The sequence below is a fragment of the Halomonas sp. HK25 genome (assembly GCF_047795635.1).
Taxonomy (GTDB): domain Bacteria; phylum Pseudomonadota; class Gammaproteobacteria; order Pseudomonadales; family Halomonadaceae; genus Halomonas.
Window position 1 is genome coordinate 3,535,359 of the sequence record NZ_CP181044.1, and the last position, 19,699, is coordinate 3,555,057.

Annotated in this window: 17 protein-coding genes; 2 read left to right on the top strand and 15 right to left on the bottom strand. The window is 67.6% G+C overall.

What is annotated here, in order from left to right; translation table 11 throughout:
• The 13 genes from ACM26W_RS16645 to ccmA all read right to left on the bottom strand — a co-directional run bounded on the left by ACM26W_RS16645 (position 1) and on the right by ccmA (position 15,098).
• Positions 1-267 (bottom strand): YheU family protein, encoded by a 267-nt coding sequence (locus tag ACM26W_RS16645; RefSeq protein ID WP_416138093.1) that lies wholly within the window; start codon positions 265-267, stop codon positions 1-3.
• Positions 264-2,339, bottom strand: a complete 2,076-nt coding sequence (gene ligA, locus ACM26W_RS16650; RefSeq protein WP_416138094.1) for an NAD-dependent DNA ligase LigA — start codon at positions 2,337-2,339, stop codon at positions 264-266. Before ligA ends, ACM26W_RS16645 begins: the two co-directional genes overlap by 4 nt.
• Positions 2,340-2,476: 137 nt before the next feature.
• Positions 2,477-4,168, bottom strand: a complete 1,692-nt coding sequence (gene zipA / locus ACM26W_RS16655; protein ID WP_416138095.1) for a cell division protein ZipA — start codon at positions 4,166-4,168, stop codon at positions 2,477-2,479.
• Between the two features lie 226 nt (positions 4,169-4,394).
• Entirely contained in the window at positions 4,395-7,895 is a 3,501-nt protein-coding gene (gene smc / locus ACM26W_RS16660; protein ID WP_416138096.1) for a chromosome segregation protein SMC, read from the bottom strand.
• A 19-nt stretch (positions 7,896-7,914) separates the two neighbouring features.
• Positions 7,915-9,165 (bottom strand): c-type cytochrome biogenesis protein CcmI, encoded by a 1,251-nt coding sequence (gene ccmI / locus ACM26W_RS16665; protein ID WP_416138097.1) that lies wholly within the window; start codon positions 9,163-9,165, stop codon positions 7,915-7,917.
• Positions 9,162-9,635 (bottom strand): cytochrome c-type biogenesis protein, encoded by a 474-nt coding sequence (locus ACM26W_RS16670; RefSeq protein WP_416138098.1) that lies wholly within the window; start codon positions 9,633-9,635, stop codon positions 9,162-9,164. Before ACM26W_RS16670 ends, ccmI begins: the two co-directional genes overlap by 4 nt.
• Positions 9,626-10,159 (bottom strand): DsbE family thiol:disulfide interchange protein, encoded by a 534-nt coding sequence (locus ACM26W_RS16675; RefSeq protein WP_416138099.1) that lies wholly within the window; start codon positions 10,157-10,159, stop codon positions 9,626-9,628. The genes ACM26W_RS16670 and ACM26W_RS16675 overlap by 10 nt, the downstream gene beginning before the upstream one ends.
• Positions 10,156-12,174 carry a heme lyase CcmF/NrfE family subunit gene (locus tag ACM26W_RS16680; RefSeq protein WP_416138100.1) on the bottom strand — a complete coding sequence of 673 codons (2,019 nt, stop codon included), beginning with the start codon at positions 12,172-12,174 and terminating at the stop codon, positions 10,156-10,158. The genes ACM26W_RS16675 and ACM26W_RS16680 overlap by 4 nt, the downstream gene beginning before the upstream one ends.
• Positions 12,175-12,186: 12 nt before the next feature.
• Entirely contained in the window at positions 12,187-12,720 is a 534-nt protein-coding gene (ccmE, locus tag ACM26W_RS16685) for a cytochrome c maturation protein CcmE (RefSeq protein ID WP_416140914.1), read from the bottom strand.
• Between the two features lies 1 nt (position 12,721).
• Positions 12,722-12,961: a heme exporter protein CcmD gene (gene ccmD, locus ACM26W_RS16690; RefSeq protein ID WP_416138101.1), complete on the bottom strand. Its 240-nt coding sequence runs from the start codon at positions 12,959-12,961 to the stop codon at positions 12,722-12,724.
• On the bottom strand, positions 12,961-13,701 hold the full coding sequence (locus ACM26W_RS16695) for a heme ABC transporter permease (protein WP_416138102.1): 741 nt from the start codon (positions 13,699-13,701) through the stop codon (positions 12,961-12,963). Before ACM26W_RS16695 ends, ccmD begins: the two co-directional genes overlap by 1 nt.
• A gap of 13 nt (positions 13,702-13,714) precedes the next feature.
• Complete coding sequence (ccmB, locus tag ACM26W_RS16700; protein WP_416138103.1) at positions 13,715-14,458, bottom strand: heme exporter protein CcmB; 744 nt, start codon at positions 14,456-14,458, stop codon at positions 13,715-13,717.
• The gene (gene ccmA, locus ACM26W_RS16705; RefSeq protein ID WP_416138104.1) at positions 14,445-15,098 is read right to left on the bottom strand and encodes a cytochrome c biogenesis heme-transporting ATPase CcmA; all 654 of its coding nucleotides are present in this window, start codon (positions 15,096-15,098) and stop codon (positions 14,445-14,447) included. Before ccmA ends, ccmB begins: the two co-directional genes overlap by 14 nt.
• Positions 15,099-15,314: 216 nt before the next feature.
• Here ccmA and ACM26W_RS16710 point away from each other — a divergent pair, with 216 nt between their 5' ends.
• Both ACM26W_RS16710 and ACM26W_RS16715 read left to right on the top strand, forming a co-directional pair.
• Positions 15,315-15,800 (top strand): LexA family protein, encoded by a 486-nt coding sequence (locus ACM26W_RS16710; protein WP_416138105.1) that lies wholly within the window; start codon positions 15,315-15,317, stop codon positions 15,798-15,800.
• Complete coding sequence (locus tag ACM26W_RS16715; protein ID WP_416138106.1) at positions 15,800-16,417, top strand: IMPACT family protein; 618 nt, start codon at positions 15,800-15,802, stop codon at positions 16,415-16,417. The genes ACM26W_RS16710 and ACM26W_RS16715 overlap by 1 nt, the downstream gene beginning before the upstream one ends.
• Before the next feature lie 73 nt (positions 16,418-16,490).
• Here ACM26W_RS16715 and ACM26W_RS16720 read toward each other — a convergent pair whose 3' ends face one another.
• A complete protein-coding gene (locus ACM26W_RS16720; protein ID WP_416138107.1) occupies positions 16,491-17,813 on the bottom strand; it encodes a sodium ion-translocating decarboxylase subunit beta in 1,323 nt (440 codons plus the stop codon).
• A gap of 11 nt (positions 17,814-17,824) precedes the next feature.
• Positions 17,825-19,657 carry a sodium-extruding oxaloacetate decarboxylase subunit alpha gene (gene oadA / locus ACM26W_RS16725; RefSeq protein WP_416138108.1) on the bottom strand — a complete coding sequence of 611 codons (1,833 nt, stop codon included), beginning with the start codon at positions 19,655-19,657 and terminating at the stop codon, positions 17,825-17,827.
• Positions 19,658-19,699 lie beyond the last annotated feature (42 nt).

Below are 19,699 nucleotides of genomic sequence, written 5' to 3' on the forward strand. Positions count from 1 at the left end.
CTAACCTTCTTCATCATCGGCCAGGTCGCGGCCGAAGGCGCGCCACTGGGCCAGGGTCATCACCTCGGTGGTCTCGGTCTGCAGGTCGTGGGCGATGATCAGCTCGCTGCGCTCGAGTTGGTGCCTGAGCTGGGCCACCCAGCCATTCATGCCCTCGTCGGTGTCGGTGGTGTCGTAGCCCTGGCGGGTGACGAAGGCCTCCAGCAGGGCATCCAGGGTCTCGGGAGGCAGCATCCGCCAGGGCACCTCGATAAAGCGTCCGCTCATGCCTCGCCCTCCCCGTCGTCACCTTCGTTCATATCACCCTCGCCGGCCTCCCAGGCAGCCAGCCATTCGAGGAAGGCCGCCTCGTCGAGCACCGGCACGCCCAGTTGCATGGCCTTCTCCAGCTTGCTGCCGGCGGCCTCCCCGGCCACCAGGCCGGCGGTCTTCTTCGACACGCTGCCGGCGACCTTGGCGCCCAGCGCCTGCAGACGCGCCTTGCCCTGGTCCCGGGTCATGCTCTCCAGGGTGCCGGTGAGTACCCAGGTCTGGCCGACCAGGGGCTGTGGCCGCTCGCCCACGGCCGCCTCCTCCCAGTGCAGGCCAGCGGCGATCAGGTCGTCGATGGTCTCGCGGTTATGGGGCTGACGGAAGAAGGTATGTACGTGGGCGGCGACGATGGGGCCCACGTCCTCCACCGCCTCGAGATCGGCCAGTTCGGCGCTCATCAGCGCTTCCAGGGTGCCGAAGTGACGCGCCAGGTTGGCCGCCGTGGCCTCACCCACCTCGCGAATCCCCAAGGCATAGATAAAGCGCGCCAGGGTCGTGGCCCTGGACTTGGAAAGCGCCGCCACCAGGTTCTCCGAGGACTTCTGCCCCATGCGCGGAAGAGTCGCGAGGCGCTCGGCCTCAAGGCGGAAGAGATCCGCCGGCGTAGTGACCCAGTCGCGCTCGACCAGCGCCTCGATCAGCTTCTCGCCGAGGCCATCGATATCCAGCGCCCGGCGCGAGGCGAAATGCTTGAGGGCCTCCTTGCGCTGGGCGGCGCAGTAGAGCCCGCCGGCGCAGCGTGCCACCACCTCACCCTCCAGGCGCTCGATCTCGGCGTCACACACCGGGCAGCGCTCGGGAAAGACGATCTCCCGGGCGTCCGGTGGGCGCAGCTCCTCCATCACCCGCACCACCTGGGGAATCACATCACCGGCGCGGCGGATGGCCACGGTGTCACCGATCATGACGCCGAGTCGACGGATTTCGTCGGCATTGTGCAGGGTGGCGTTGGAGACGGTGACGCCTGCCACCGTGACCGGCTCGAGGCGTGCCACCGGGGTGATGGCACCGGTGCGTCCCACCTGGAACTCCACGTCGTTGAGCCGCGTGGTCTGCTCCTGGGCGGGGAACTTGAAGGCGATGGCCCAGCGCGGCGCCCGGACCACGAAACCCAGTTCGCGCTGGCGGCGCAGATCGTCGACCTTGATCACCACGCCGTCGATGTCGTAACCCAGCCCATCCCGCTTCTCGCCCAGGCGCCGGCAGTAGTCGACCACGCCAGCCGGGCCCTTGACCACCGCCAGCTCCTTGCTGGTGCGAAAACCATAGTCGCCGAGGTGCGCCATGAGAGCGCTGTGAGTGGCATCCTCCGGGGTCGGTTCGATACGCGCCACCTGGTAGGCGCTGAACGCCAGGGGCCGGGTGGCGGTGACTCTGGGGTCGAGCTGGCGCAGGCTGCCTGCGGCGGCATTGCGGGGGTTGGCGAAGACCTTGGCCTCCTCGACCCGAGCCCGCTCATTCATCGCCTCGAAGCTCGCATGGTCGATGGTCACCTCGCCGCGCACCTCGAGCAATGCGGGGGGCGCATCGCCGCGCAGTCTCAGCGGCACCGAGTGCAGGGTGCGCAGATTCGAGGTAATGCCCTCGCCGGTGCGGCCATCGCCACGAGTGGCACCGCTGATCAGCACGCCCTCCTCGTAGACCAGCGATACCGCGGCCCCGTCGAGCTTGGGCTCGCAGCAGAAGGCGATCTCGTCGCCCTCCACTTCCAGCCGCTCGGCCACCCGGGTGACGAAGGCGGCCAGCTCCTCCTCGCTGAAGGCATTGTCCAGCGACAGCATGGGCACGGCGTGCTCGATCTCGGGGAAACCCGCATCCGGCGGCGTCCCGACACGCTGGGTGGGCGAATCCGGCGTCACCAGTTCCGGGTGAGCGGCTTCGATCTCCTGAAGACGCCTCAGGCGACGATCATAGTCGGCGTCGGCGAGGCTCGGGTCATCGAGCACATAGTAGCGATGGTTGGCGTCATCGAGTTCGGCGCGCAGGCGCGCCACCTCGTCGAGAAGCGGCTGATCGGCGTTGGTCATGGAAAGCAGGGTCTCGATCGTTGACTGGGCCGTGAAGCGGATCGCTCAAGGCCGGAAGCGCAAGGCAGCAAGCTTACCAAAGCAACACCCCCCGGTGGGATGCCGGGGGGTGTCGACTCGCTGCCTGGCGCCTGGCGCTAGTTCACCTGATAGCGATGCAGGCGATAGCGGCGCACGAACTCCTGGACGCGCTGGCGGGCGAACTCGACGGTCTGGGCGGTCATCACGCTGTGATTCTCGTCCTTCAGCTCGCCGCCCAGGTGGCGAACGATCACCATGGCGGTCTCCACCATGGCCTCGAAAGCCGCGGAGGGGTCGTCGGCGCCGGGCAGCGGCATCAGCAGGGTGATACCGGGGGTGCGGAACTCATCCATGGCAGCGATGGGGAAGCTGCCGGGCTTGACCACGTTGACCATCGAGAACTGCAGGCGGCTCTCCGGGTCCTCGGTCTCGAAGCGGTGGAAGACGCCCATGTCGCGATCGTAGCGCAGGCCGCAGGCCAGCATCAGATCGAGCAGGGCAGCGCCGGAAAAACCTTCCTCATCGCGAGACATCACGCTGATGACGATAAGCTCACTGGCGGCGCCCAGGGTCTCACGGGCATGTTCGGCGCTGACGTCGTGGCGCAGGGCCTTCTCCAGCACCGGATGCACACGCACCTTGTCGCTGTTCAGCTCGGGCTGCCACTCGGGCTCTGGCTCATGGGCGTCATCCGGATAGGAAGCACCGTACTCGGCGTCTGCCGACTCGGATGCCTGATCAGGCTGACGACCGCGGGGCGGCGCGAACAGCGGGTCGGTGTCGTCGGCCTCGGCAATGGCCTGGGCCTCGAGGCGACGACGCTCGGCCTCCCGGGCCGCCTGCTCCGCCTCGGCCTGCTCACGAGCCAGGCGCTGACGCTCGGCGTTGAGGGCAGCCTTCTCGGCCTTCTCCTTCTCACGGCGAGCCTTCTCGAGGCGTTTCTGGTCGCGACGTTCGGCCAGGGTCTTCTGCAGGGAGGCGCCGAAACGCTGGACGGACGCGCCTACGCGCTTCGAGCCGCTCTTGAAGGAGTCGCCCATACCCTCCAGATCCACCAGACGGTAATGCTCGTCATCATGGAGGTGGCTGTCATGATCCTCGGGGTCCGCCGCCAACGGCTCATCGGCGGCAACCGCCGCCTGGACGGACTCATCGTCCAGCGCGGAGAGACTAGGCTCGCGGCGCTCGGTTGCCTGCTGAAGGGACTCGGTCTGAAGGGACTCGGTCTGAACAGGCTCGGTCTGAACAGGCTTGGCCTGAACGGACTCGGCCGAAGCGGAGGGCTCGGTCGGGGTGGGCTCCACTGAAGCCCCGCTCCGAGCAGACGCTGCCTTGTCGGTCTTGGCGGCAGCGGGCTGCTCCTGAAGGGGCTCGCGGACGGGGGTACTGACGTTCTCACTGACGGACTCGCGCTTCGCGGCACGGGCCTCGACGGATGCACTGCCTCCTGCACCTTCCACGGCACTTTCTACCGCACCTTCAGCACCGCCGGCTCGAAACTTCTCGGTCTGCCGGCGGAAACCAGCCAGCACGCGAGACGGGCCAGGGTGCTCCTGGCGCTCCAGCTTCGGTTTGGGTTGCACACTACTATAGTCCGCGGGCCTGACGACTCGCGCCCCTCCGTTGGGCAGTTCCCAGTTGATCTCGGCCTCGCGGGCCTGCTCGTCGGGGTCGGTGCCACGGGTGTCCTCCTTCACCTCATCCAGGCGGGGAACATGCCGCTGGCGCTGCAGGCGACGCACCCCATCCACTACGATGAGGGTCACCAGCGCCAACCCCAGGATGATCAGCCACTCTCTAAGTTCCATGGGTCGTCAGCCTTTCGCTTAGGCGCCATGCCTGATGGTTGTCCGTCACTAGCATAGCGCGATCGCCAAAAAAGGGGCCACTTTTTTTGTTTGTCAACCCTCGGGGATTTCCTGCCTCGAGTCGACGATGCCCCGCGCAATCACCCTGCGATGATCTCCCCGCATCCGTGCAATGCAGCATTATCACTCTCCTTGTTACCCCTTTTATGACTCGGCATCAAGCCCGTCAGGCTTCGGCCAGGGCCGCGGCTTCCTCGACATCCACCGAAACCAGGCGCGATACACCCGGCTCCTGCATGGTAACCCCCATCAGTCGATCGCCAGCTTCCATGGCGATCTTGTTGTGGGTGATATAGATGAACTGAACGTTCTCCGACATCTCCTTAACCAGCTTCGCGTAGCGACCCACGTTGGCGTCATCCAGAGGCGCATCCACCTCGTCCAGCATACAGAAGGGCGCCGGGTTGAGCTGAAAGATGGCAAATACCAGCGACAGGGCGGTCAGCGCTTTTTCACCACCGGAAAGCAGGTGAATGGTGCTGTTCTTCTTGCCCGGCGGACGGGCCATGATGGCCACCCCAGTCTCCAGCAAATCCTCGCCGGTCAGGGTCAACCATGCGGTTCCGCCGCCGAAGACTCTCGGAAAAAGTGACTGCAGGCCCGCATTGACCCGCTCGAAGGTGTCGCGGAAACGGGTCCGGGTTTCCTGGTCGATGCGACGGATGGCCCGATCGAGGGTCTCCAGCGCCTCGCTGAGCTCGACGTGCTGGGCCTGCAGATAATTGCGCCGCTCGGCCTGCTGGTCGTACTCCTCGATGGCCGCCAGGTTGATGGCCCCGAGCCGGCGGATGCGCTCGCCGAGCTCCTCCAGGCGGGTCTGCCAGGCCGATTCGGTAGCATTGGGGTCGAGCAGCTCGGCCAACGCGTCTTCTTCGAGGCCCAGTTCGCGCAGCTGCTCGTCCTGGGTCTCGGCCTTGAGGTGCAGCGCCTGGACCTGCATCCGTGCCTCCTGAAGGCGTTCGCGAATGCCCTCCAGGCTGCGCTCATGGCCCTGGCGCGACTGCTCGTCCTCACGCAGCCGCTCCACCAGCTCGGCGGACCGGGCACGCACCGCGTTGAGGGCCCGCTCCTCTCGCTCGCGGCGGTCGAGCAGCTCATCGAGCCGCTCGCGGCGCTCCTCCTCTGGCTCACACAGCAGTTCGCGCTCCTCCTCGAGCGCCTCGAGCCGCCCCTGCAGTCGTTCACGGGCCTCACCGGCGCGCCCCTGCTGTTCGGCCAGACCGGTACGCTCGGCGGCCAGGCGCTCCTGCTCGAGGGCCAGACGCTGCAGCTGCTCGGTCAGGGGGCGCTGGCGGGTCCGCAGCGCAGCGAGCCGCTCGCGGGCGGACTGCCGCTCGCGCTCGAGCCGCTCACGGCGCTCGGCGCCCTCCTCCAGCCGGGTCATGGCCTGCTGCCAGCGGTCTCGAGTCTCCTCGATGCCGAGCCTGGCCTCTTCCCGGGCCTCGCCGAGACCGGACAGCTCCTCGGCCAGCTCGGCGGCGCGCCCCTCCAGGTGCTCCAGCCGGCTGGCCAGGCCACTCCGCTGCACCGCCAGCTGCTGCCGACGCTGGTCAAGGTCACGCTGCTCGAGGCGAGACGCCTCGAGGTCCCTTTCGGCATGTTCGGCACGCTCCAACTGCTCGGCCAGGCGCTGCTCCTCCTCGATCAGACGCGACTCCACCGCCGCCAAGGCCTCCTCGGCCTCGGATTGGCGCCGTCGGCTGACCAGTAGAGCATCGGGGCCATCGCCCTGGCCGCGGTGGCGTACCCAGCCAGGCCCCAGCCACAGGCCGTCCGGGGTGATCAGGCTCTCGCCGGGCGCGAGGGACTCGCGCTCGGCCCAGGCCGCCTCGCCACTCTCGACGCAGCGGATGGAGGCCAGCCACTGGCCTGCGGCCCCGGCGCCCTGGACGCGGTTGGCCAGGCTGCGGGCAGGCGCCTCGACGTCGCACGCCTCTACCAGCCCCAGCTCCGCCGGCGGGGCAACCAGGACGGTGCGCTCCTGAGCAGGACCGGTCAGGGAAACCAGGGGGGCGCGCAGCCAGGGTGCCAGCACCCAGGAGACGGCCGTCTCCCAGCCGGCATCCACCGCCAGGCGCTCGCCGAGGCGCGGGGCATCCGCGAGACCCAGCTCGGTCAGGTGGGCATCCAGCGCCTCGTCGTGGTCAGCCAGCCCGGCCTGGATCAGCGCCTCCAGGGAGGCGAGCTCGCCCTGCAGCTCACTGCGCCGCTGACGCTCGTCCTCGCGGGCGGCCTCGCTCTCGCGGGCCGCCTCCCGGGCCCCGTCGCGGGTCTGCTGCAGCGTTTCACGGCGAGCCTCGAGGGACTCATTCTGGAGGTCCAGCTCGGCGAGCCGCTCACTTATCTCGGCACGCTGCTCGGCCAGCCCGGCGATGTCGGGAAGCTCCGCTTGCTGCTGGCGACGGCGCTGTTCGTCGGCGCCGAGACGCTCCAGGCGTGACTCCTGCTCGCGCAGGCGATCCTGGCCACGCTCGGCCTCGCGACTCGCCTCGCGCCACTGCTCGCTGAAGGCCTCCCAGGCGGCGTCGGCCTCCTCCGCCTCGGGCTCGGCCTCCGCGAGCGCCGCCTCCAGCTCCTCGAGCTGCTCGGCGAGTTCCTCGCGTTCGGGCATGAGCGTCTCCAGGCGCTCTTCCAGGCGCGCCAGCCGCTCGCCGTCGTCCTCGCCCAGGCGAGCCAGTCCCTGAAGGTCGCGGTGAGCGGCCTCGAGGTCTCGGGCCAGCTGGGCATCACGGGCTCGGGTATGCTCGAGATCCTGCTCCAGGCGGGCGATGGCGGTGGTGGTCTCGAAGAAGCGCGACTGCTCGACGTCGAGCTCGGCGGCCAGGCGGTCGTGGTCGGCGCGGGCCTCTTCAAGGCGGGTCTCGCACTGGCGCAGACCCAGCACCTCACGCTCCACCGCAGTCTCGAGCTCGCCGACGCGGTTCTCCTCCTCCCTCTGCCTGGCACGCAGGGCCCGGGCACGCAGCAGCGCCAGCTCGCCCTTGACCCGGTGCTCTTCGTTCTTGAGGGTCTGGTAACGGCGTGCCGCCTCGGCCTGGCGCCTCAAGCGCTCGAGCTGCTTGTCGAGCTCCTCACGGATATCCTCCAGGCGATCCAGGTTCTCCTGGGTGCGGCGCATGCGGCTCTCGGTCTCGCGACGGCGCTCCTTGTACCTGGAAATACCGGCGGCCTCTTCCAGGGTGGCGCGCAGCTCCTCGGGACGCGCCTCGATCAGCCGCGATATCATGCCCTGGCCGATGATGGCGTAGGAGCGCGGTCCTAGGCCGGTACCAAGGAAGAGATCGCCGATGTCACGGCGGCGACACTTCTGGCCGTTGAAGAAGTAGGAGGACTGGGCGTCGCGCGTCACCACCCGCTTGACGGCGATCTCGGCGTACTGGGCGTAGACGCCGCCCATGGCGCCATCGCGATTGTCGAAGAACAGTTCGATGGCGGCCTGCCCCACCGGCTTGCGACCGGTAGAGCCGTTGAAGATGACGTCGGTCATCGATTCGCCGCGCAGGGTCTTGGCGGAAGATTCTCCCATGACCCAGCGCACCGCGTCGATGATGTTGGACTTGCCGCAGCCGTTGGGCCCGACGATGGCGGTCATGTTGCCGTCGAAGGGCACCGTGACCGGGTCAACGAAGGACTTGAAGCCAACCAGGCGGATCGACTTGAGACGCATCGGCGGCTATCCGCCAGGGCTAGTCGAAGACACGGTCAACCACCACCTCGACAGGCTCACCGTCAGTAGCGCCCACCGGCACCCCTTCCGTGCCGCCGAACAGGTCGCCAGCCTGGGGGGTGGCGTCGCCGCTGGCCGAGACCCGCACCATCAGCCGCACCTCGCGCACCTGGGCCAGGCTCGTCTCCGGGGACATGGCACTGCGCTCGTCGAGCACCACCTCCACGGGCAGGTCGCTGGCCCGGAAGCGAGCCACGGCCAGCGGCGGCAGCTCGCCCTCCAAGTCGCGGGCCACCACGAACACCGTGGCGTCGTCGCCCAGCCGGCCGTTGAGGGCCTCATCCAGGCTCACCCGCACGCGAATCCCCGGCCCCTGGCCCTCGCCCATGATCGGCTCCTGGGCCTCGGGCGCCATTCCCAGGCGCTCCTGGGCAATGCGAATGCCCTCGCGCAGCGCCTCGCCTGACGCCGGATCGCTCATGCCGGCGATGGCGCGCCGCCAGTGGTCGATGGCCGCCTCGTAGTCGCTGCGGTCGAACGCCGCGATGCCCAGAACGCCGAGCACGGTGGGCTGGCTGGAGTCCAGCGCCAGGGTCTCGTCCACCAGCGCCTGCACCCGCGGGGTCAATTGGCGGTCGGCCACGAAGAACTCGATCTGTGCCAGGTTGCCGAGCAGCGATGGCTGTTGCCCCTCGATCTCGATCAGCCGCTCCAGGGCGTGGATCGCCTCGCGCCCCTGGCCCATGTCACGGTAGAGCGGAAACAGCGAGGCCCAGACATTGGGATTGTCGGGCTGGCGCAAGGCCTGCCCCTCGAGGCGCTCGATCAGCATCTCGATGGAGCCATCGGGGTGGTTCTGCACCTCTTGCTGCAGCGCCAGCAGGGTCAGGTCGCCCTCGGCCCCCTCACGCTGGTACCAGAGCACGCTGACCGCCACCACCAGCACCATCACCACCGGCACGGCCAGGCGGCCGGAGGCGGAGGCCTTGAGGGGGGCGCGCTTGAGGCTCTCGGTATCCTCGAGCAGGCCGCGCTCCAGTTCCAGGCGACTCTCCTCGAAGCGGGCCTGGTCGATGTCACCGCGCTCCAGCGCCGCCTCCAGCGACGCCAGGCGGCGCTGGAAGATCGCCACGTTCTGCTCGGCGGTGCGGTCGTTGGTCTCGTGGTCGCGCTGGGCGTCATGCACGGCACGCGCCCGGCGCAGCGGGGCAATCAGCAGCCAGAGTGCCGGCAGCAGCAGGACGGCGAAGGCAATCCATAACAGGGTCATTCGGTTCTCTCGCGGTTGATCAGGGCTTGCAGTCGGGCGCGCTCCTCGGCAGAGAGTGCCGTCGCGGAGGCATTCCGTCGGGACCTCACGATCAGGACCACCAGGAGGGCGGCGAGCAGCACCAGGCCGGCCGGCAGCCCCCACAGCAGGAAGGTGCGTCCCTCCAGCCGCGGGTTGTAGAGCACGTAGTCGCCGAAGCGCTGCACCATATGGTCGCGGATTTCGATGTCCGCGCGGCCATCCTGCAGCAGCAGGTAGACGCGGTCGCGCATGTCGCCGGAGACCGGCGCAGCGGAGTCATTGATCGCCTGGTTCTCGCAGGTGGGGCAGCGCAGCGAGGCCGTCAGGCTCCGGTAGCGCTGCTCCAGCACCGGGTCGTCGAACTCGCGCAGCTCTATGCCGCCTGCCTGGGCGAGGCCGGCCACCAGCAGCAGGGTGAGCGTCGTGATCAGGGTTCGCATCAGCGCCATCTTTCCACCTCCGGCAGGATCTTTTCACGCACCTCGCCCGGTGAGATATAGCCCACGTGGTGATAGCGAATCACCCCGTCTCCATCTACCAGGAAGGACTCCGGCGCACCAAACACGCCCAGCTCGAAGCCCAGCTCGTTGTCCGGGTCGAAGATATTGATCTCGAAGGGATTGCCGAACTCCTCGAGGAAGCCGAGGCCCTTCTCGCGGGTGTCCTTCCAGCTGATGCCGACCATGCGGATGTCGTGGCGATGGGCCAGGTCGAGCAGCTGCGGCATCTCGCGCTTGCACTCCGGGCACCACTCCCCCCAGACGTTGACTAGCGTCAGCTCGCCGCCGGCGAGCAGCGAGCGATCCACCCGGCGCTCGGCGTCCTCCAGGGTGGCAAGATCGAACGCCGGGAAGTCCCGCGCCATCAGCGCCGACTCCCGGTGGAAGGGGTTCAGCGACAGTCCCTGGTAGAGGAACAGCGACAGCGCCAGGAAGCCGATCAGCGGCAGCAGCAGCAGCAGGCGACGCTTCATGCGGTCGCCTCCCGCCCGCGATCGCCGGCGGCGGCCTTGAGCACGGCCTCCTCGGGATCCGGCGCGGTGGCCATGCGACGGTAGCGCTTGTCGGCCACGGCGAGTATACCGCCGATGGACATCAGCAAGGCGCCGAGCCACAGCCAGCGCACGAAAGGCTTGTACTGTACCCGCATGGCCCAGCTGCCATCGCCCAGGTCCTCGCCCATGGCCACGTAGAGGTCACGGAACAGGCCGGGGCGCAGCGCCACCTGGGTCATCGGCATACCGGTGGCCAGATAGAGGCGCTTCTCCGGGTTCATGGTGAAGCTTCGCTGGCGGTCACCACGCTGCACCTCGATCACCGCGCGGTCGGCCAGGAAGTTGGGGCCGCGGCGGTCGGTGAGCTCGGTCATGGTGAAGGTGTAGCCCGCGACCTGGACGCTGTCGCCCGGCCCCATGCGCACATTGCGCTCGATGTTGTAGTTGGAGACGACGGCCACGCCGACGATGGTCACCGCCACCCCGAGGTGACCCAGCTGCATGCCCCAGTAGGCCAGAGACAGCTTCTTCAGACCCGCGCCGATGGAGCTGGCGCGGCGGATCTTGTCGTAGAGGTCGCGCAGCATGGGCAGCACGATCCACAGCGCCGCGATCAAGCCGATGGCCACCGGCGCGCTCCAGCGCTCGGCAAAGATCAGCGGCAGCGCCGCGCCGAGCACCACGGCCACGACGGCGGCCAGCCACAGCCGCCGGACCAGCAGGCTCGGGGCGGTGTCCTTCCAGCGGGAGATCGGGCCCAGGCCCATGAACACGGACATGATGAGCGTCAGCGGTACGAACAGCGCATTGAAGTAGGGGGGGCCGACGCTGATCTTGCCGAGATCCAGGGCATCGAGCAGCAGCGGATAGACGGTCCCCATCAGGACGGTGACCGTCATGATCACCAGCATGAGGTTGTTGATCAGCAGCAGGGCGTCACGGGAGAGCCAGCCAAACCCCACCTTGTGGCTGACCCGCGGCGCACGCAGGGCGAAGATCAGCAGCGACAGGCCCACGGTGATGCCCAGCAGTATCAGGATGAAGAAGCCTCGGGACGGGTCGTTGGCGAAGGCGTGTACCGAAGTCAGCACCCCGGAGCGCACCAGGAAGGTGCCCAGCAGCGACAAAGAGAAGGTGGTGATGGCCAGCAGCAGGGTCCAGCTCTTGAAGGCGCCGCGCTTCTCGGTGACCGCCAGGGAGTGCATCAGCGCCGTGCCGGTCAGCCAGGGCAGCAGGGAGGCGTTCTCCACCGGATCCCAGAACCACCAGCCACCCCAGCCGAGTTCGTAGTAGGCCCACCAGCTGCCCAGGGCGATGCCCACGGTGAGGCAGGCCCAGGCGAGATTGGTCCAGGGGCGCGCCCAGCGCGCCCAGGCGGCATCCAGGCGACCGCCCAGCAGCGCGGCAATGGCGAAGGCGAAGACCACCGAAAAGCCCACGTAGCCCATGTAGAGCATCGGCGGGTGCAGGATCAGGCCGATGTCCTGGAGCAGCGGGTTGAGATCCGCGCCGTCCGCCGGCACGTGGGGCAGGATCCGCTCGAAGGGGTTGGAGGTGACCAGAATGAAGAGCAGGAAGCCCACGCAGACCAGACCCATCACGCCCATCACCCGGGCGACCATGTCCCTGGGCAGCTCGCGGGAGAAGCGCGACGCAAAATAGCCCCAGCCGGCCAGCATCAGGCTCCACAGCAGTACCGAGCCTTCATGGTTACCCCACACGGCGCTGAACTTGTAGTACCAGGGCAGCATGGAATTGGAGTTGTTGGCCACGTTGACCACGCTGAAGTCGTCCAGCATGTAGCTGGCGGTCAGGCAGGCATAGGCAATGGCCACGAACAGGAACTGACCTGACGCCATGGGGCGGGCATAGGCCATCCACAGCGGGCGACGGGTCGCCGCACCGGCCAGGGGCATCACCGCCTGAACCGCCGCCAGCAACAGTGCGATCACCAGGGCGTAATGGCCGATCTCGGGAATCATCTGGGTCAGCATGGGCACTCCTGGTCAGTACGAGCTGCTGGTGGCGCCGGCACCGTTTTCAGCACCGGCACCTTCTTCGGCTTCCAGACGCTTGGCGACATCGGCGGCCTTCTGCTGGAAGTCCTCGGGCTTGTAGCCGGCGTCCTCCAGGGCCTGGGCCACTTCCGGCGGCATGTAGTTCTCATCGTGGCGGGCCAGCACCTGATCGGCCTTGAGATAGCCGTCGTGCTGCAGCTGGCCGACCACCACCACCCCCTGTCCTTCACGGAACAGGTCGGGCAGGATGCCACTGTAGTGGACGCGCAGGTCGTCGACGTAATCGGTCACGGTGAACTCCACGTCGAGGCTGTCAGGGTTGCGCACCACCGTGCCCTCCCTGACCATGCCGCCGGCGCGAATCTGGCGTTCGATGGGCGCCTCGCCTGCGGCAATCTGCACTGGACTGAAGAAGAGGTTGATGTTGGCCCGCAGGGCGTAGAGGGTCAGCCCCACGGCGATGGCCGCCAGTGCGACCAACCCAAGGATCACATACAGTTTCTGCTTGCGCTTCGGTGTCAGACTAAGTGTCATGACGATCACCACCCGTTTGATGTGAAACTCCAGCCATTTCGCCCTGGTTGGCGCCCTGGCGATCCTCGCGCCGCACCCGGCGCTGCAGATTACGCAGTAATTGGCGGCGCTCGGCGCGAGCGTGCAGGACAACTGCCACCAGCAGCGTGCCGGTCACCCCCCAAGCGGCCCAGACGTAGGGAGCATGCCCCCCCATGGCAATGAATTCGTTGAAGGACTCGAAGGCCATCAGCGCTTCTCCCCGGCCAGGTCACGCACCCAGCGCTTGTTGGACTCGCGGCGCAGGATCTCGCTGCGGGTGCGCATCAGGGTCAGGGCAATGAAGAAACTATAGAAGCCCAGCACCATGATCAGCAGCGGCGCCCACATTTCCATGGGCATGGCGGCGCGTCCGGTAATGGTAAAGGTGGCCGGCTGATGCAGGGTGTACCACCAGTCCACCGAGTACTTGATGATCGGGATGTTGATGACCCCCACCATGGCCAGCACCGAGGCGGCCCGGGAGGCGCTGTCGCGGCTCGTGAAGGCGCTGCGAAGGGCAATCACGCCCAGGTAGAGGAACAGCAGGATCAACATCGAGGTGAGGCGTGCATCCCACATCCACCAGGTGCCCCAGGTGGGCACGCCCCACACCGCACCGGAGAACAGCGATACGAAGGTCATGGCCGCGCCCAGCGGCGCCATCATGGCCGCCGCCATGTCGGCCACCTTGATCTTCCAGACCATGTAGACCAGCCCGGCCACCGCCATGGAGACGAAGATCGACTGGGCCAGGAAGGCCGCCGGCACGTGGACGTAGATGATGCGAAAGCTATTGCCCTGCTGGTAGTCGGCAGGGGCAAAGGCCAGGCCCCAGACGGCGCCGACCAGGATCAGCGTGGCTGCGGCGACCCAGAAGAAAGGCTGCAGTCTGGCGCTGATGGCGTAGAACCACTTGGGGGAACGCAGCTTGTTAATAAAGGCCCACATGCCTCTCCACCTCTCAACCGTTGATACTGATACGCAGCGATGCCGCGATGGCCCAGGGCGCCAACATCAGCGCCAGGGCCAGCAGGGCGCCCAGAATGGCCAGGTGGGCCGCCGCCCCATCGCCGATAATACCCGCTTGCACCGCGCCAGCGCCGAAGATCAGTACCGGTATATATAGCGGCAACACCAGCAGCGACAGCAGCACCCCCCCCCGAGAGAGTCCCACGGTGAGCGCCGCGCCGATGGCGCCGATCAGACTCAGGCTGGCCGTACCCAGCACCAGCGAGAGCGCCAGCACCAGGTAGCTGCCGGCGGGCAGCGACAGCATGATACCCAGTACCGGTGCCATCAGCGCCAGGGGCAGGCCGGTCAGCAGCCAGTGAACCGCCACCTTGGCCAGCGCCAGCATCGGCAGCGGCTGCGGCGTCAGCAGCAGCTGCTCGAGTGAGCCGTCGTCATAATCCCCGCGAAACAGGCTGTCCAGTGAGAGCAGCGCCGCGAGCAACGCCGCCACCCACAGCAGGCCCGGCGCAATGGTGGCGAGCAGCTGCGGATCCGGCGAGATACCGATCGGAAACAGGGTGATCACCAGCGCAAAGAACACCAGGGGATTGAGCACCTCGCTGCGCCGGCGCATCAGCAGCGTCAGGTCTCGCCTGAGGGTCGCCCAGAGTGCGACCGCCAGGCCGCCGCCAGGTTCCCGCCGCGACACGCCGTGGCCATCCCCGGCGGTCAGCTGAGTCTCAGAGCCCGCCATGGGGCTGCCCTCCTCTACCCATACCCAGGTGCACGCGGCGCAGCTCGTCGGTGGCCCTGAGCTCATGATGGGTGGTGACCAGCACACAGCCGCCGGCGCGAGCATGCACGATCAGCCGCTCTTCCAGCGCCGCCACGCCGTCACGATCGATGGCGGTAAAGGGCTCATCCAGCACCCAGAGAGGCCGCGGCGTCAGCTCCAGCCGAGCCAGCGCCACGCGGCGTTGCTGACCCGCCGAGAGCTGCGCGGCCGGCACGTCCTCGAAGCCCACCAGCCCCACCGACTCCAGCGCCGCCAGGCGTGCCGCCTCATTGTCGCGCTCACCGGCCAGGGCCTGGTACCAGGTCAGGTTCTCCAGCGGCGTCAGGGCCCCCTTCACCCCCGGGGCGTGGCCCAGGTAGAGCAGGCTCTCGAGGAAGGCCTGGCGAGAGTCACGCATCGACATTCCGTTCCAGAACAGCTCGCCCCGGTAGTCGGCCAGCTGGCCGGAGAGGATCTTGAGCAGCGTGGTCTTGCCGCTGCCGTTGGGGCCCTCGATGCGGACAATCTCTCCCGCGCGGATATCCAGATCGAGATCCTCGAAGAGCCAGCGATCATCCCGTTCGCAGGCCAGCTTTCGGGCTTGCAGGCTCAGGGTCAAGGCACACTCCGGGATGGGTAATTTGGCTCGAGACTCTACACGGAAAGCGGTTTTCCTGCCAGATTCGCGGCTGCGTCAGCCGGTCGCGGTTGACCCGAGTCAAGCATTCCGACGATGGTCTTCCCTTGCGTGATCGGCCACCCCTGCTATGCTTTCCAGGTACTGTATATTTCAACAGTATTCAGCCAGTGAGGCTGACGACAGGAGACCCACGCCATGCCCGAGGTCAACACTCAGTTCCTTCTTCGCCGCCCCAACCTTCCCCTGGCCGAGGCCTGGACTCCCCTGGATGGACCGGACGCAGCCGACGAGCACCTGGTCGAGGTACCGCTGCTCGGCAGTGTCTCGGCTGGGCTGCCCATCGAGGCCTGCCTGGACAGCGCCAGCATCCAGGTCCCCGGACGCATGGTGCGCCGCAACACCTACGCCCTGCGGGTACGCGGCAACTCCATGATCGATTGCAACATCTTCGACGGAGATGTGATCATCATCGAACGTCAGGAGAGCGCCGAAAACGGCGAGACCGCCGTGGTGATGATCAACAATCAGGAGGTCACCCTGAAGAAACTCTACATCGAAAAGTCCGGGGTGCGCCTGCAGCCCGCCAACGAGCGTATGGCGCCGATATACCTGAAGAACAGCGACATCCAGGTGCTGGGGCTGGTGATGGGCGTGGTGCGCCAGGAGGAGCTGGCCGCCTGATGCGCTATGCCATCCCCGACCTTCCCCCCAGTGAGTGGCAGGAGAGCGAACTGGAGGTGGATAAGAGCCGCTTCATCACCTGGCTGTGCCACGCCCGCGACGTGGCCGCCTTCGAGGCAATGCTGGCCGAGGCCCGGCGCCGCCACCCCAATGCCAGCCATCACTGCACCGCGTTCATTGCCGGTCCGCCTGGCGAGCAGGCCGCCATCGGCTTCTCCGACGACGGCGAACCCGGCGGCACCGCCGGGCGGCCCATGTACCGTGTGCTGGAGGGTTCGAGGCTAGGCCAGGTCGGCTGCGTGGTGACCCGCTACTTCGGCGGCATCAAGCTGGGCACCGGCGGACTGGCCCGCGCCTACGCCCAGGCCGTGGCCCAAGGCCTGGCGTGCCTGCCGCGTCGCCAGGTGATCGAGCGCATACCGGTTCGGCTGCAGGTCGCCTTCGCCGGCGAGGCCGAGGCCCGCAGCTGGCTGGCCAGCCAGGCCACCCCCGTGGAGGCCGCCGACTACGCCGCCGACGGCGTCGTGCTGACCGTGGGCTGGCCCAGCGATAGCCCCGTCGACCTCAGCGAACTCGAGTCGCGGCTGCGCGGGCGGCTGACACTGCTCGACGAGTAACGCCCTGCTGAGCACACACTCCTATGCAAACGGCGCCCCGCAGGGCGCCGTTTGCATGAGGTACTCGTGAGCCTCAGGCCAGGTACTTGATCATCACCCCCGCGGCCACCGCCGAGCCGATCACGCCGGCCACATTGGGCCCCATGGCGTGCATCAGCAGGAAGTTGTGCGGGTTGGACTCCAGGCCGACCTTGTTGGCCACCCTGGCTGCCATCGGCACCGCGGAGACCCCGGCGGCACCGATCAGCGGGTTGATCGGCATCTTGCTCATCACGTTCATCAGCTTGGCCATGAGGATGCCGGCGGCGGTGCCGATGGCGAAGGCCACCATGCCCAGCGCCATGATGCCGAGCGTCTCCAGGGCCAGGAAGCTCTCGGCCATCAGCTTGGAGCCCACGGCCAGGCCCAGCACGATGGTGACGATATTGATCAGGGCATTCTGGGCGGTGTCGGTCAGCCGCTCGACCACGCCACACTCGCGCATCAGGTTGCCGAAGCAGAACATCCCCAGCAGCGGCGCGGCATCCGGCAGGAACAGCGCCACCAGCACCAGCAGGGCCAGCGGGAAGACGATCTTCTCGAGCTTCGACACTGGGCGCAGCTGGGTCATGGTGATCTCGCGCTCCTTCTTGCTGGTCAGCAGCCGCATGATCGGCGGCTGGATCATCGGCACCAGCGCCATGTAGGCGTAGGCGGCCACGGCGATCGCCCCCAACAGCTCCGGGGCCAGCATGCTCGACACGTAGATCGAGGTGGGCCCGTCGGCACCGCCGATGATGCCGATGGCGGCGGCCTGCTCCAGGGTGAAGTCCATCCAGCCCATCGCCGACAGGCCCACCGCCCCGAACAGGGTCGCGAAGATGCCGAACTGCGCGGCGGCACCCAGGAAGAGGGTGCGCGGATTGGCCAGCAGCGGCCCGAAGTCGGTCATCGCGCCCACGCCCATGAAGATGATCAGCGGCGCGACCCCCGACGCCACGGCCATCGCATAGAAGGTATAGAGCAGGCCGTCACCGTAGCCGACGTTCATCGCCACGTCCTTGGCGGCGCGCAGCTGGTCCGGCGAGGCGCCGTTGTCGACCAGCGCCTTGAGGGTGGCCCGCCACGCCTCCTGGCCGGCCAGCGGGTCCAGGGTCGCCCCCAGCGCCGAGGCCATCTGCTGGAGCACCGCGGGGCGCGCCACCTCGATGGCCTGGTCCAGCGCCGAGATCGCCAGGCCCGCCTCGGGGATGTTGGCGAGTATCCCGCCGAAGCCGATCGGGACCAGCAGCAGCGGCTCGAATTTCTTGGCGATGGCCAGGTAGAGCAGTACCAGGCCCACCGCGATCATCACCGTCTGGCCGAGGGTCAGGTTGTAGGCGCCCGAGCCCTCCCAGAGTGTCAGCAGATTTTCCATGATCAGGGCCCTCAGAGCTCGATGAGGACGTCACCGACGGCGACGCTGTCGCCCTCGCCGACCTTGACCGCAGAGACGGTACCGGCGCTCGCGGCGCGAACTTCGGTCTCCATCTTCATGGCCTCGAGGATGATCACCACGTCGCCGTCCTTGACCGCATCACCCGGGCGCACGTTGACCTTGAAGATGTTGCCGGCCAGCGGGGCGCTGATGACCTCGCCGGTGGCGGCCGGGGCCTCGGCGGCAGCCGCCGGCTGGGACCCACCGCCCTGGGCCTGGACGTCGGCGATCTCGCCGCCCTCGGCGACCTCGACCACGTAGGCCTTGCCGTTGACGGTGACGGTATAGGTCTCGGGGCCGGCGGATGCCGCACCCTGGGGGGCCGGCACCTGGGTCGACGCCTTCGCCGGCAGGTTGGCGCTGCCCTCGTCCTTGCCCGGCGCCTGGGGCACCGGCTCGAAGGCGTCCGGGTTGTCGCGGTGCTTGAGAAACTTCAGGCCGATCTGCGGGAACAGCGCATAGGTGAGCACGTCGTCGATCTCGCGCTCGCCCTCGGCCAGGCGGATGCCGTCGGCCTTGGCCTTGGCCTTGAGCTCGGCGGCGAGGGTGTCCATCTCGGGCTCGAGCCGGTCGGCGGGTCGACAGGTGATCGGCTCACCGCCCTCCAGCACGCGGGCCTGCAGCTCCTTGTTGAAGGGCGCCGGCGCGGCGCCATACTCGCCCTTGAGCAGCGCCTGGACCTCCTTGGAGATCGACTGGTAGCGGCTGCCCATCATCACGTTCATCACCGCCTGAGTGCCGACGATCTGCGAGGTGGGGGTGACCAGCGGGATAAAGCCCAGATCTTCCCGTACCCTGGGAATTTCTTTAAGCACGTCGTCGAGCTTGTCGCCGGCGCCCTGCTCCTTGAGCTGGCCCTCCATGTTGGTGAGCATGCCGCCCGGCACCTGGGCGATCAGGATGCGCGAGTCGATGCCCTTCAGCGAGCCCTCGAAGGCCGCGTACTTCTTGCGCACCTCGCGGAAGTAGGCGGCGATCTCCTCGAGCAGCTCGAGGTCCAGGCCGGTGTCGCGCTCGGTGCCCTGGAGGATGGCCACCACCGACTCGGTGGGGCTGTGGCCGTAGGTCATCGACATCGAGGAGATAGCGGTGTCGACGTTGTCGATGCCCGCCTCGGCGGCCTTGAGGGCGGTGGCGGTGGACATCCCGGTGGTGGCATGGCACTGCATATGGATGGGGATGTCCACCGCGGCCTTGAGCTTGCTGACCAGCTCAAAGGCGTCATAGGGTTTGAGCAGGCCGGCCATGTCCTTGATGCACAGGGAGTCGGCGCCCATGGCGGCGATGGTCTTGCCGAGCTCGACCCAGCCGTCCAGGGTGTGCACCGGGCTCACCGTGTAGGAGAGGGTGCCCTGGGCGTGGCCCTCGACGTTGCGCACCGCCTGGATGGCGCGCTCCAGGTTGCGCGGGTCGTTCATCGCATCGAAGACGCGGAACACATCGACGCCGTTGGTCTTGGCGCGCTCGACGAACCGGTCGACCACGTCGTCGCCGTAGTGGCGGTAGCCGAGCAGGTTCTGGCCGCGCAGCAGCATCTGCTGGGGGGTATTGGGCATGGCCGCCTTCAACGCCCGTATCCGCTCCCAGGGATCCTCGCCCAGGTAGCGGATACAGGCGTCGAAGGTGGCCCCACCCCAGGATTCGAGCGACCAGAAGCCGACGCGGTCGAGCTTCTCGGCGATGGGCAGCATGTCATCGAGGCGTAGGCGGGTGGCGAACAGCGACTGGTGGGCGTCACGCAGGACGACGTCGGTGATACCGAGCGGGCGAGCGTTGTCAGTCATGAAAGTGACCTTGTATTTTTGGGGATAGGGGTAAGGTGGAAG